General features: G+C 62.5%; 15 protein-coding genes. 7 read left to right on the top strand and 8 right to left on the bottom strand.

All coding sequences use genetic code 11. From position 1 onward, the window contains the following. Nucleotides 1-116: 116 nt before the first annotated feature. From C0V73_RS14550 to C0V73_RS14540, 3 genes are all read left to right on the top strand, one after another. Nucleotides 117-467 carry an ArsC family reductase gene (locus tag C0V73_RS14550; RefSeq protein ID WP_102020702.1) on the top strand — a complete coding sequence of 117 codons (351 nt, stop codon included), beginning with the start codon at nt 117-119 and terminating at the stop codon, nt 465-467. Nucleotides 468-471: 4 nt separating this feature from the next. Further along, nucleotides 472-945 carry a Cys-tRNA(Pro) deacylase gene (gene ybaK / locus C0V73_RS14545; protein WP_102020701.1) on the top strand — a complete coding sequence of 158 codons (474 nt, stop codon included), beginning with the start codon at nt 472-474 and terminating at the stop codon, nt 943-945. Between the two features lie 85 nt (nt 946-1,030). Continuing rightward, on the top strand, nt 1,031-2,281 hold the full coding sequence (locus C0V73_RS14540) for an aminopeptidase (RefSeq protein ID WP_102020700.1): 1,251 nt from the start codon (nt 1,031-1,033) through the stop codon (nt 2,279-2,281). A gap of 82 nt (nt 2,282-2,363) precedes the next feature. Here C0V73_RS14540 and C0V73_RS14535 read toward each other — a convergent pair whose 3' ends face one another. From C0V73_RS14535 to C0V73_RS14505, 7 genes are all read right to left on the bottom strand, one after another. Further along, the gene (locus C0V73_RS14535; RefSeq protein ID WP_102020699.1) at nt 2,364-2,717 is read right to left on the bottom strand and encodes a hypothetical protein; all 354 of its coding nucleotides are present in this window, start codon (nt 2,715-2,717) and stop codon (nt 2,364-2,366) included. A gap of 214 nt (nt 2,718-2,931) precedes the next feature. Continuing rightward, the gene (locus C0V73_RS14530; protein WP_102020698.1) at nt 2,932-3,312 is read right to left on the bottom strand and encodes a DUF6481 family protein; all 381 of its coding nucleotides are present in this window, start codon (nt 3,310-3,312) and stop codon (nt 2,932-2,934) included. Between the two features lie 30 nt (nt 3,313-3,342). Continuing rightward, nucleotides 3,343-3,564, bottom strand: a complete 222-nt coding sequence (locus C0V73_RS14525) for a hypothetical protein (RefSeq protein WP_102020697.1) — start codon at nt 3,562-3,564, stop codon at nt 3,343-3,345. A gap of 133 nt (nt 3,565-3,697) precedes the next feature. Beyond that, a complete protein-coding gene (locus C0V73_RS14520; protein WP_006725042.1) occupies nt 3,698-3,907 on the bottom strand; it encodes a cold-shock protein in 210 nt (69 codons plus the stop codon). A gap of 245 nt (nt 3,908-4,152) precedes the next feature. Continuing rightward, a complete protein-coding gene (locus C0V73_RS14515) occupies nt 4,153-4,752 on the bottom strand; it encodes an NAD(P)H-dependent oxidoreductase (RefSeq protein ID WP_102020696.1) in 600 nt (199 codons plus the stop codon). Beyond that, the gene (gene xseA, locus C0V73_RS14510) at nt 4,752-6,362 is read right to left on the bottom strand and encodes an exodeoxyribonuclease VII large subunit (RefSeq protein WP_102020695.1); all 1,611 of its coding nucleotides are present in this window, start codon (nt 6,360-6,362) and stop codon (nt 4,752-4,754) included. The genes C0V73_RS14515 and xseA overlap by 1 nt, the downstream gene beginning before the upstream one ends. A gap of 66 nt (nt 6,363-6,428) precedes the next feature. Further along, nucleotides 6,429-8,261, bottom strand: a complete 1,833-nt coding sequence (locus C0V73_RS14505; protein WP_102020694.1) for a hypothetical protein — start codon at nt 8,259-8,261, stop codon at nt 6,429-6,431. Nucleotides 8,262-8,432: 171 nt separating this feature from the next. Between C0V73_RS14505 and C0V73_RS14500 the strand changes: the two genes are divergently transcribed. Together C0V73_RS14500 and C0V73_RS14495 are read left to right on the top strand one after the other, a co-directional pair. Then, on the top strand, nt 8,433-9,470 hold the full coding sequence (locus C0V73_RS14500; protein WP_102020693.1) for a glycosyltransferase: 1,038 nt from the start codon (nt 8,433-8,435) through the stop codon (nt 9,468-9,470). Further along, nucleotides 9,467-9,841 carry a GtrA family protein gene (locus C0V73_RS14495; RefSeq protein WP_102020692.1) on the top strand — a complete coding sequence of 125 codons (375 nt, stop codon included), beginning with the start codon at nt 9,467-9,469 and terminating at the stop codon, nt 9,839-9,841. Before C0V73_RS14500 ends, C0V73_RS14495 begins: the two co-directional genes overlap by 4 nt. 15 nt (nt 9,842-9,856) lie before the next feature. On the opposite strand, the gene C0V73_RS14490 is transcribed toward C0V73_RS14495, so the two are convergent. Then, the gene (locus tag C0V73_RS14490; protein ID WP_102020691.1) at nt 9,857-10,843 is read right to left on the bottom strand and encodes a Gfo/Idh/MocA family oxidoreductase; all 987 of its coding nucleotides are present in this window, start codon (nt 10,841-10,843) and stop codon (nt 9,857-9,859) included. A 192-nt stretch (nt 10,844-11,035) separates the two neighbouring features. Between C0V73_RS14490 and C0V73_RS14485 the strand changes: the two genes are divergently transcribed. Then, the gene (locus C0V73_RS14485) at nt 11,036-11,596 is read left to right on the top strand and encodes an isochorismatase family protein (RefSeq protein ID WP_102020690.1); all 561 of its coding nucleotides are present in this window, start codon (nt 11,036-11,038) and stop codon (nt 11,594-11,596) included. 11 nt (nt 11,597-11,607) lie between these two features. Beyond that, nucleotides 11,608-12,576, top strand: a complete 969-nt coding sequence (locus tag C0V73_RS14480) for a helix-turn-helix domain-containing protein (protein ID WP_102020689.1) — start codon at nt 11,608-11,610, stop codon at nt 12,574-12,576. The last annotated feature ends 2 nt before the right edge of the window (nt 12,577-12,578 follow it).

Raw genomic sequence — 12,578 nt, 5'->3', positions numbered from 1 at the left:
TTTTGCCGGGCCTGCAAAGACTTTCCAACGGGGTGTGCCGCGAGGCCAAGCGGTCGGCTTGCCAGCCGTGGGATCGACTTGCTATCCGTCGGTCACGAACAGGAGACCTGCGGCCCATGGCAATCACCATCTACGGTATCAAGAACTGCGACACGATGAAGAAGGCGCGCACCTGGCTTGAGAGCCAAGGCGTGACCCATGACTTCTACGACTACAAGGCCAAAGGCATCGACGCGTCGACCCTCGACAGCTGGATCGGCAAAGTCGGCTGGGAGGTGTTGCTCAACAAGGCCGGCACGACCTTCAAGAAGCTCGAGGACGCGCAGAAAGAGAACCTCGACGCCGCAAAGGCCAAGGCGCTGATGCTGGAGCAGCCCTCGATGATCAAGCGGCCGGTGCTGGATGTGGACGGCAAGCTTACGGTCGGCTTCAAGCCGGAGATCTATCAGCAGATCTTCAAGGCCTGATCCCATGGCCAAGACCACCCGCGCTACGCAGTTTCTCGACAAGGCCGGTGTGGCCTATACCACCGCGACCTATGACTACGAACCGAATGCCGAGCGTATCGGGCTGCAGGCGGCGGAAGCGATCGGCGAGCATCCGTCGCGGGTGCTGAAAACGCTGATGGCGGAACTCGATGGCAAGCCGGTCTGCGTGGTCGTGCCCTCCGACAAGGAGGTGTCGATGAAGAAGCTGGCGAGCGCCTTCGGGGGCAAATCGGCAGCGATGATGAAACCGGCCAATGCCGAGAAGCTCACGGGCTTCGTGGTCGGCGGCATCAGCCCCTTCGGGCAGAAGAAGCCGGTACCGACGGCCATCGAGATCTCGGCCATGGATGAGGCGCTCGTCTACATGAATGGCGGGCAGCGCGGGTTGCAGGTGCGGCTGTCGCCCAAGGATGCGCTGAAGGCACTTGGCGCCATCGCGGCGGCTCTCACGGCCTGACCTGATCCATGGTTTGGCGCCCATGGTCTGGACTTCGCCATCTTTCCCCTTAAGTCTGGCGTGACAGCCACAACAGGAATACTTCATGACCCTCCCCGATCTCTCCGCCTCCATCGATCCGCACAAGCTCGACAAGCTCGCCGAGGTGGCGATCAAGGTCGGGTTGCAGCTGCAAAAGGGCCAGGACCTGGTACTGACGGCACCGCTGGTCGCCGTGCCGCTGGTGCGACTGATCACGGCGCATGCCTACAAAGCCGGAGCGTCGACGGTCACCACCTTCTATTCGGACGAAGAGACCACGCTTGCGCGTTATCGCCATGGCCACGACGAAAGCTTCGATCGCGCACCGAACTGGCTCTATGACGGCATGGCCAAGGCCTATGAGAATGGGGCAGCGCGTCTTGCGATCGCCGGCGACAATCCGATGCTTCTGGCGCATGAAGACCCTGCCAAGGTCGGCCGTGCCAACAAGGCGACCTCGATCGCCTACAAGCCGGCGCTGGAGCATATCTCCAATTTCGACATCAACTGGAACATCTGCTCCTATCCGAACCCTTCCTGGGCGAAGCTCGTCTTCCCGGATCTGCCGCTAGAAGAGGCCGTGCGCAAACTGGCGGATGCCATCTTCGCCGCGTCCCGCGTCGATCGCGACGATCCGATCGGCGCCTGGGCGGACCACAATGCGGAATTGAGGAAGCGGTCGACCTGGCTGAACGGCGAGCGTTTTGCAGCCCTGCATTTCACCGGCCCCGGTACCGATCTGACCGTTGGCCTCGCAGACGGCCATGAATGGCATGGCGGCGCCTCCACGGCGAAGAACGGCGTGACCTGCAATCCGAACATTCCGACGGAAGAGGTTTTCACCACCCCGCATGCGCTGAAGGTGGAGGGCCACGTCTCCTCGACCAAGCCGCTTTCCCATCAGGGCACACTGATCGACGACATCCAGGTGCGTTTCGAAGGCGGCAGGATCGTCGAGGCCAAGGCCTCGAAGGGTGAGGCCGTGCTCAACAAGGTGCTCGACACTGACGAGGGTGCACGGCGCCTGGGCGAAGTGGCGCTCGTGCCGCATTCCTCGCCGATCTCGGCCTCCGGCGTGCTCTTCTACAACACGCTGTTCGATGAAAACGCCTCCTGCCATATCGCGCTCGGCCAGTGCTATTCGAAGTGCTTCCTGGATGGTGCCTCGCTCAGCCAGGACCAGATCAAGGCGCAGGGCGGCAATTCCTCGCTGATCCACATCGACTGGATGATCGGCTCGGACAAGGTCGATATCGATGGCATCCGGGCGGATGGCTCGAAGGTTCCGGTCATGCGCAAGGGTGAGTGGGCCTGAGGCCCCCGCCTCAACCACGGACAACAAAAAACCCCGTCCTGTTGCCAGGGCGGGGTTTTGTTTTCAGCGTGCTTAGGGCCGATCAGCGATAGTAGACGACCTTGCCGCCGTTGAACGCCGTCTGCACCCAGAGCACATTGTGCGGGGCAATGCCGCGGACTTCGAGGGCAGCCGAAAGGCTCGGGTCTTCCGTCACCATAGCCTGGGCCAGACGCATGCTGTTACCAGTCGGGTAGATGGCCTGCTGGGGGTAGGTATGGCGCTCAAAGCTGCCACGATCAACGCGGATCGCGGTGACATTGCCATTGTACTGCTTGCCGAACAGGATTTCGCGGGGTGTCCAGCCGCCGGCTTCGACATAGGTCGCGGCCTGGGCTGAAACGCCACCGACAGTGGCCGCAGCCAAGGCTGCGGCGAGAACAAGTTTCTTCATCATAGTCATGCTCCGTTTGACCGGATGCTTGGGAGCACATCCGGCTTCTGGCGCAGATGTGGCAATGATGAAGATAGTTGTCTAGTATAATCACATGAGATTGATCGATTGCGCGCAATCGATCTTCACATCATCGATTTTCACATCGGGTGGGCCACCGACTGTCGCGATGGCCTGTCTTCACGGATGGGCTCGATCGCTCATCCGACGGCTGAGATCAGCTCTGGCGCGCCTTGCGGGCGGCGTAACGACGGTCGCGCTCGGCCTTGCGGGCTGCTTCGTCTTCGACGACACGGCTGATGCGCGAAGCTTCTGCGTGTTCGCGTGCGTCCTTTTCGGCGTTGGCCTCGGCAATCAGGGCTTCCTCGCGTTCGCGGGCTTCCTGTTCGGCGCGGGCCTTTTCTTCGGCCTTCAGGCGGGTGCGCTCGGCATGGCGCTGCTCGCGCTCTTCGGCGCGTGCGACACGCTCTGCCATGCGGGCTTCGCGTTCGGGGTCGGCTGCGGCATGGGCCGCCTTATAGGCCTGAAGCAATGCCGCCTTGGCGTCGGTTGCTGTGGTGCGGCGTTCGGCCAGGCCATGGTCTCTGCTGAATTTCATCGGTGCTCCGATCTCTTGGACAATAGGGGGTCAGGTGCGGGCGCGCTTGGCGACGAGAGCCGCCGTGGCGCTTTCGCGCGCTTCGCGTTCGCGGGTGAGGCGAGCCTCGCGCAGGCGGATAGTCTTCTCATCGCGCGCCGAGGTAATCGCGTCCTGCTCGTCGATCGCGCGACCGCGCGCGAGAAACTGAGACTGCGTCTTCGCAAAAGCGATTTCGGCGGTCTGGCGCGACTTGGTGAGTTGTTCGGTCATGTCGTCTCCTTTCAGGAGCACTGCCCTTCCGGGCAATAAAAAAAGGCCAGGCGAACCGCCTGACCTTCCGTGGGATCGTGCCTTCGACAGTGCCAGTACATCCGTGGTCAAAGGAAAGCGGATCCCGGATCTATCAGGCTGCCTGCAGGTTGCAGGCCGACATCTTGCCCGACTTGTTGTCGCGCTCCATGTCGTAAGCCAGCTTCTGGCCTTCAACGATTTCGCGCATGCCGGAGCGTTCGACTGCCGAGATGTGAACGAATGCGTCCGGGCCGCCGTTGTCAGGCTGAATGAAGCCGAAGCCCTTGGTGGAATTAAACCATTTTACTGTGCCAGTGGTCATGATGAACCCTTTCATAGCGCATAGAGTGCCGCAGCGCGGATGCGCTGTGGAGGTAACGATTTTTGAAAGGAAGGTTCGACAGGGCGCGGGCTGTTCCGCGCGATAACCAAAGCTTAGCAAGCAACAATCGATGAGCAATAGATAGAGGCAATCCTAATGAAAGTCAACCATCGGTTTTCATTCTAGCCAAAACCTCAATCAAAAGTGTAACTCGACACAATGCAACCGAGATGCTCTCGGCGTCGCTACAGACCGCCAAAAGCGGCCTTGATCCTTGCCAGGAAGGTCCGGCGCTTCTCATCCGTCGCACGGTCCATGTCGTGAATGGCGAGCATGCGGAAATCCACGCCCTTGGCACAGAAGGCGGCGACGCCGCGCTTCAGGATGCGCTTGACCGGATTGCCCATATAGAGATGCACCACCCACCAGGGTGAGCCCGTCGAGGTCACGACCCAGAAGCTGCGAATATTGGTCATCAAAGGCACGATCCGCCCGCCGGCCTTGTCGTGGCCGAAGGCGACGCCAGGGACGAAGATGCGGTCGATGAAGCCCTTCATGATGGCCGGCAGATTGAACCACCACTGCGGAAAGACGAGCACCAGACCATCGGCCGCCTTCAACCTGTCGACAATGCCGGAGACTTCGCTCGGCTGATATCCCGGTTCCATGTGGGCGGCGCGCTCGGCTGCCGTCAGGCGCGGATCGAAATCCTCGGCATAGAGATCGAGCAGGTCGACTGTGTGGCCCTTGGCTTCCAGCGTTTCCACCACCGCCCGTGCCGCAGACGCGGCAAAGCTTTCCGGCAGGGGATGGGCGAGTACGACGAGGAAGCGTCGGGCGCCCATCAGAAGAGACTGCCCTGCCCGGCCGGCGGCTCGCTTTTGCGGACCGGCTTGGAGACGGCTGCGGCGCGGGCCGGCTGCGCTGCCGACGGTTCCGGTGGTGCTACACCTTCGCCGGCGACGGCGGCAACGCGACCATCGGCAAATTCGATCGCGATCGTCTGGCCATGCGAAAGTCCTTCGGCACGGGACAGCGGGCGATCGTTTTCGTCACGGATCACGGCATAACCGCGGGCGAGCACGTTCTTGTAGGACAGCGACTGCAGGACGCGATCCTGCGAGACCAGGGCCTGACGCGCGCGACGGAGGTCGTTCATCACGGCACTGTCGGCACGACGGCCAAGGCTTTCGAGCCTGTCCTTCGAGCGCTCCGTCATCGCCTTCAGTCGCCCCGGCACCGCAGTCAACGTCGCGTCGAAGCGGCCGAGGCGCGCCTTGTTGCGCTCGATCAGCCGTTCGATGACCCGTTCGGCGCGAACCGCGTTTTCGGATAGTTTCTGCTTACGCTCCACCAATTGCCGCGCCAGCATATCCGGCGAGAGCTTGGCCGCCGCGCGCTCGAAGCTGCGGCGCTTGTTCATGGTGTTGCGCTCGAGGCTCCGTCCCAGTCCGCCGGCCGCCTCGTCGAAGCGGCGGCGCGGCAAAGCCAGCAACTGGTCGAGCGAGGGCAGCGCCCGCACCAGGCTGCGCAGGTTCTGGCGGCGATTGTCCATCTGGCGGTTCATGGCACCGGACAGCCGCGCGGAAAGTGTCGCGACCTGGGCCTCGAGATCGGCTTTGACCGGGACCGCCATTTCGGCTGCCCCAGTTGGCGTCGGTGCGCGGACATCGGCGGCGTAGTCGATCAGCGTCCAGTCGGTCTCGTGGCCGACGGCGGAGATCAGCGGAATGGTGCTGGCAGCCGCCGCACGCACCACCGCCTCGTCGTTGAAGCTCCAGAGATCCTCAAGGCTGCCGCCGCCGCGGGCGACGATCAGCACGTCCGGTCGCGGGATCGGCCCGCCAGGCTCGAACGCGTTGAAGCCGTGGATGGCATTCGCCACCTCATCGCCGGAGCCTTCGCCCTGCACCTTGACCGGCCAGACCAGCACATGCACCGGGAAACGGTCGGAGATGCGGTGCAGGATATCGCGGATGACGGCACCGGTCGGTGAGGTCACCACGCCGATCACCTTCGGCAGGAAGGGCAGGAGCTGCTTGCGCGCCGGGTCGAACAGGCCTTCCGATGTAAAGCGGCGCTTCCTCTCCTCGATCAGTGCCATCAGGGCGCCAGCGCCGGCCGGCTCCATCTGCTCGATGACGATCTGATATTTCGACGAGCCGGGGAAGGTCGTGACCTTGCCGGTCGCGATCACTTCCATGCCCTCTTCCGGGCGATATTTCAGCTTCGAGAAGGAGCCTTTCCAGATCACCGCATCGATACGGGCCTTGTCGTCCTTCAGGCTGAAATAGGCATGGCCCGAGGAATGCGGCCCGCGATAGCCGGAGATTTCGCCGCGCACGCGGACATGATCGAAAGAGGTTTCGATGGTGCGCTTTATCGAGCCCGAGAGTTCCGAAACGGAGAACTCGGTGAGGTTCGTCGGCGAATCGCTGTCGAAGAAATTGCTCATGGCCATTTCCTAGCGGAAAATCGGAGCGAGATCAGCCCGCCTACGCAGGTGATCCCGCGCTTTCCGTCAGGGCAGTTCGACGCTGTAGATCTGCATGCTGGAGGAAGGGTCGACCGGTAACCGTCGGAGATAGGCCGGGACCTCGCCCTTCATCATGCCGGCATAGAGACCGTCGGCCTTGGTCAGGGCGATCTTCTCCGTCTGCGGGAAATCCGGGCAGAAGACGAGGATCGTCGCGCCCGCGCCACGCAGGAAGGCTGCCGCCTCCTCGGGCTTGGAAAGGCCGACATGCAGCTCGGTCAGCATGCCGCCCTGGTTGCGGTGGTAAGGACCGGAGAGCGCCCGGTGGCGGGTCAAGCGAAGGATCTCCGGTCCCATGTCGGATGCGGCCACGACGACGCCGGTCGGCAGGCCATTCAAGGCGGCGAAGCCGGCCGGTGCATCGCAGGCGGCTGTCTGCTCGGTTGTTGCAGCCGGCGTCTGGGACAGGCCCTTCACCCGATTGGTGACACCCGCCGTGCCCTCGACGAAGAGCACGCCGAACAGCGCCCAGGCGCTCGGGACAGAAAGAAAGGCGGCGAGCGCAAAGAGCAGGCCCGTCCCCAGCTGATCGGGTTCTTCGCGCGCCTTGCGACGGAGCTCTGCGATGAGCAGGGCCAAGGGCGGGATGGCCAGCAGATTGGCGAAGATGGCACCGCGCACCTGGATGAGCGCGATCAGCCAACAAATCGCGACCAGTGCCAGGACAATCGCGTGGGCACGCACCCGATCACCGTTGAGGATGCGGAACAGGCAGACACAGATCGCGAAGAAGCCGACGGCATAAAACCCACCAAAGGCAGCCGGCTCCTTGGAGATCTGGTCGAGGAACGACTGCGCTTCGATGACACCGGCAAGCCACATGGACTGGAGAAGCGGGTCGAGTTCGCTGAGCGGGTTTTGCAGGCATTGCGGCGCAATCGTCACCGCACCGAGGCTGACCAGCACGCCGGTGACGCCAATCGCTGCGATGCGAAGGCGCAGATTGCCCATGCCCGGCAGCTGGGTTGCGATGAAGAGCGAGGCGGCGCCGATGCCGACCACGGCGTAAAAGCCGACCGAGAGACTGTCACAGGTGACATCGGCATATTGTGACGGCGGAACGGTCGCAAAGAAGAAGGCCGAGAGGCTGACGAGAAGTGTGAGCGAGAAGGCGCGGGCGGCTCTCGCATAATCCTCGCCTTCCACAGCCCAGAGCACACCGACGATGGCGCAGGCCGCGGCCACGAAAGGCGTTGTTTCGGCACCGATCGCGATGGCCGCGGCGGCCGCGATGCCGGCAAGGGCATGCCCGGCCAGGCCGCGCGCGGGATCGATGAGGCCGGCTGCGATGGTCGCGACCAGGACAAGCTGGACATTGTGATGGTCGATCGAGCCCGGCAGGAAGCGATTGCCGGTGATGACGAAGACGGAGGTCAGCAGTAACGCGAGATGCATGGTGACATCGTCGCCGATCCGACGCGCAGCAATTGCGATGGCCGCCATCAGCGGCAGGATTAGTATGAGCGGCCAAACCAGCAAGGCCAGGGCCTCGGCCTGTTCCATGGGCACGATCTGGGCGAAAACGCGGATCAAAAGCGCGATAGGCAGATCGATCAGCCGCGACCAGTGCATCAAAGTGCCACCGTCGAGCCCCAACCGATACTGCGTCAGGTCGAACCAGGACTGCCCGGCCAGGAGATCGCGCACCTGCACCAGGCGCATGACATCGTCATTGTCGTTGCCGACATAATCGCTGGCGGCCGGCAGGTTGAGCAGGGCGATCACGGCCATGGTGACGAGGCCATAAACCAGCGTCCAGAAAAGAAGCGGACGCGCAGCAGCGGGTTTTGACGCGCTCGGCAGGGTGATGTCGGCCATGCTTGGTCAAACCTCCAGGCCCACCAGGCAATATCCCCTCCGGGAATACAGCGGCAGACCATATTTCAAAGACTGATCGTTCCCGAAACCTAGCCTTAACCTTCTCAAGAAATAGTAAAATCAATGGTGGCCTCAGGGCTGCCCGAACCCCAGCGTTTTGAGCAGGTCCCCATGAGCCGCGCGGCCACCCCTTCCCTCGACATCGCCGTTCTCCTGCCATGCTATAACGAGGCAGCCACGATCGGGCAGGTCGTGACCGATTTCCGCACGGCACTGCCGGAGGCGAAGATCTACGTCTACGACAACAACTCGACCGACGGCACGGCGCTGAAGGCCATGCTGGCGGGTGCGACCGTCGTGCGGGAACGCCGCCAGGGCAAAGGCCATGTAGTGCGCCGGATGTTCTGCGACATCGATGCCGACATCTACATCATGGCCGATGGTGACGGGACCTATGGCCCCGCCGACGCCGAGGAACTGATCCGCACGCTGATTACCGAGCGCGCCGACATGGTGGTCGGCACACGGCGCGGCGTGCATGATGATGCGGGCCGTAACGGCCATGCCTTCGGCAACCGGCTGTTCAACCTGCTGTACCGCGTGCTGTTCGGCAACGACTTCACGGATATTCTTTCGGGCTACCGCGCGTTTTCGCGCCGCTATGTGAAGAGCTTCCCGGCCGTTTCCGCCGGCTTCGAAATCGAGACGGAAATGTCGGTGCATGCCTCACGGCTGAAGCTTCCGGTCTGCGAGATCGAGCTCGATTACGGCCGCCGGCCGGAGGGTTCGCATTCGAAGCTCTCGACCTTCAAGGACGGCTTCAAGATCCTCTGGATGTTTGCCATGCTGATGAAGGAAACGCGGCCCTTCGCCTTCTTCGGCCTGATCGCGGCTGGCCTGATGGGCATCAGCCTCGGCTTCATGGCACCGGTGCTCTACGAGTTCTTCACCACCGGTCTCGTCTCGCGCATGCCGACCTGGATTGCCGCCATGGCGCTGACGATGATGTCCTTCCTGTCGTTCACGGCAGCGCTCATCCTCGATTCCGTTGCGCGCTCGCGCGCTGAGCAACTCAGGATCCACTATCTGACGCTGCCGGCCCTCAGCACGGCCAAGGTCCAGGTTGAACCCGTATCGGCGGAGGAAAAGCCCAAGCGTGAGCGTTCGCCCAAGACTGCGGCCAAGGGCGGCTCGTCCCCCGCGGCATGAAGAAGTTCCTGCGCTTCGTCGTCGTCGGTGCGACCGGCTTTCTCGTCGATGCCGGGGTGCTTTGGCTGTTCCTGACCTTCACCCCGGTCGGCCCGCTTGCCGCCCGCATCGTGGCAATCGCGGTTGCCATGACCACGACCTGGCTGCTCAACCGCCACTTCACCTTCGGCGCCTCGAAGCGTTCGATGGTCAGTGAAGGCTTTCGCTACGGTTTCATTGGGGTCGTGACATCGCTGATCAATTACGGGGTCTATGCCCAGCTTCTGATCGGCGCGCCGCTGCTCAGCCCCTATGCCGCGCTGGTGTTCGCCTCCATCGCGGCCATGCTGTTCAGCTTCTTCGGCTATTCGCGCTACGTCTTTCGCCGCTAAGGGACGAGAAGCGGCTTACACCGCTTCCCAGCCGTCCTTGCCCGCTGCGCGATAGATCGCGTCGATCAGCTTCTGATTCGCCTTCGAGCTTTCCAGCGTGACGACCTCGCCCTTGGTGCCGGCCACGGCACGGGCAAAGGCTTCCGCTTCCAGCTTGTACTGACGGCTGTCGGGGAAGCGGAAGATCTGCGAGACGTTGTGGCCGCGATTGGTGAGCTCGACTTCTTCGGCGCCCCAGCGATCGGCGTTGAAGGGCGACTTCACCTCGATGAAACCATCCGTGCCGTGGAAGACCATCAGCTGTCGGTTGGCCATCTGGGTGGAGACGTAGAAGTTCAATTCGAAATCGGCGAAGTCAGCCTTTACGCTCGCATAGATATCCGTGCCGAAGTCCGGGTCGCGCTCGATGGTCGACTGGACGCGGACCGGCTCCTTGCCCGTGACGAAACGGGTGGTGATCGTGGGATAGACACCGATGTCCGGAAGAGCGCCGCCGCCGAGTTCCGGAATGTTGCGCATGTTGCCGGGGTCGCGGTTGAAGTAGGTGAAGGAGCCCTGCACCATTTTCAGCGTGCCGATGGCACCTTCAGCGAGCAATTCGCGGACCTTCAGCCAGACCGGTGCGTAGGTCACCATATAGGCTTCCGTGATCAGCACCTTGTTGCGCTCGCGCGCCGCGATGATCTCGTCGATCTCTTCAGCCTTCAGCGCGATCGGCTTTTCACAGAGAACATGTTTGCCTGCATCTGCTGCCTTGATCGCCCATTCGACATGCTGCGAAGTCGGCAGCGGAAGGTAGACGGCGTCGATGACGTCGGAGGCGAGCATTTCCTCGTAGGAGCCGAAAGCGTGGGGAACCGAGAAGCGGTCGGCCATCTCGCGGGCTCGGCCCAGATCGCGGCTCGCAACCGCCGTCACAACGGCGTTTTCGGCATCCTGGATCGCCGGCACCACAAGCTCGCGACCGATCTTGGCCGTCGACAGAATTCCGAAACGCAGCATCTGTAGTCCTCCTCAAAATGTCGGGGCGGACATTAGGCGAAGCTCCGGCAGGGCGCAACGGGTTGTCAGACAATGAGCTTGAACCGAGAAGGTCACGCTTGGCCGAAAATGTCCGCTCTTCGTCCGGCAGGCGCATGGTGACTGTGTGCCGGGGATCTATGCTAGTCTTCATCGCAAAGACAGGAGACGAACATGTCCGCTCAAGACACTGCCCTTATCGTGGTCGACGTTCAGGAAAGCTTTCGCCAGGCACCCTATTGGGACGCGTCTGAACTGCCCACCTATCTTTCCCGCCAGCAGGCGCTGATCGATGGCGCCAAGGCTGCCGGCATGCCGATCGTGCAAATCTTCCACGTCGACACCGACGAAGCCTTCCGGCTGGAAAGCGGACTTGTCCGCACGCTGAACGAAATCACGATTGCGCCGGACGTCACCTTCCACAAGGGTGTGCATTCGGCCTTGGTCGACACCGGGCTTGACGCCTGGCTGCGCGCAAACGACATTCGCCGCGTCATCGTCTCGGGCATCCGCACCGAGCAGTGCTGTGAAACCACGACGCGCCACGCATCCGATCTAGGCTTCGAGGTTGACTTCGTGACCGAGGCGACGCTGACCTTCCCGATGACGCATGCCTCGGGCAAAGTCTTCTCCGCCGAGGACATCCGCATCAGGACCGAACTCGTGCTTTCCGGCCGCTTTGCCCGGATCGCAACGGTCGAACAGGCGCTCGCGTCCCTTTCCGCCGCCGCCTGAGATAGACCGCCATGGACGTGATCCCGGTCTTCATCCTCGTTCCGCCTGACACCCTGCTGATCGACATTGCCGGTCCGCTGGAAGTCTTGCGTTATGCGAACCAGGAACAGGACCGGGTCCGCTTCGACTATCGCTACATCTCGGCCGCACCCCGGCAACAGACCTCGATCGGGCTGATGCTGGAGGGACTGGAGTCCCTGCCTGACAGCCTGCCGGACAATGCGATCCTGATGATTTCGGGAAGTCTCACCGTCGGCATCGAGGAGATTGCGCGGGACGCCGAACTGAAGACACTCACGCGCTGGCTGGCCCACACGGTTCGCCCCGACACACGGCTCGTCACCATCTGCTCCGGTGCGCTGCTGGCGGCTGCCGCCGGGCTGATGGAGGGGCATCAGTGCACCACGCATGCCGAGTGTCTGGACGAACTGCGCTCACTCGCCCCAACGGCCAGTGTGCTGGAAAACCGGCTCTATGTCGAAGATGGCAACCGCTTCTCGAGCGCAGGGATTTCGACCGGCATCGACCTGATGCTGCATCTCGTCAGCCGCTTCGCCTCGCCGCAGGCAGCACTATCTGCCGCCCGCAAGATGGTCATCTATCTGCGCCGCAGCGGCCAGGATCCGCAGATGTCGCCCTGGCTTTCGGGGCGCAATCATATCCATCCCGCCATTCACCGGGCACAGGACGCAATCATGGCCGATCCGGCGCTGGACTGGTCCCTGCCCGGGCTCGCCGACATCGCGCATTTGAGCGAACGGCATCTGTCGCGCCTCTTCCGCGAGCATGTCGGTCAGTCGGTCGTCGATTACGTCAACCTCATGCGGGTAACGCTCGCACAAGAGCTTCTCAAGCAATCGAGGCTCGACATGGAAAGCCTGGCGCATCGTGCGGGTTTCGCCTCTTCGCGGCATATGCGGCGGGTATTTGCCCAGCATCACGGCCTGTCACCCAGCGCGTTTCGCAAGACTGGAGACTGAAA

Source organism: Rhizobium sp. TH135, assembly GCF_002855515.1.
In the GTDB taxonomy this organism is placed as follows: domain Bacteria; phylum Pseudomonadota; class Alphaproteobacteria; order Rhizobiales; family Rhizobiaceae; genus Allorhizobium.
This window is presented reverse-complemented; position numbering and strand designations above follow the sequence as displayed.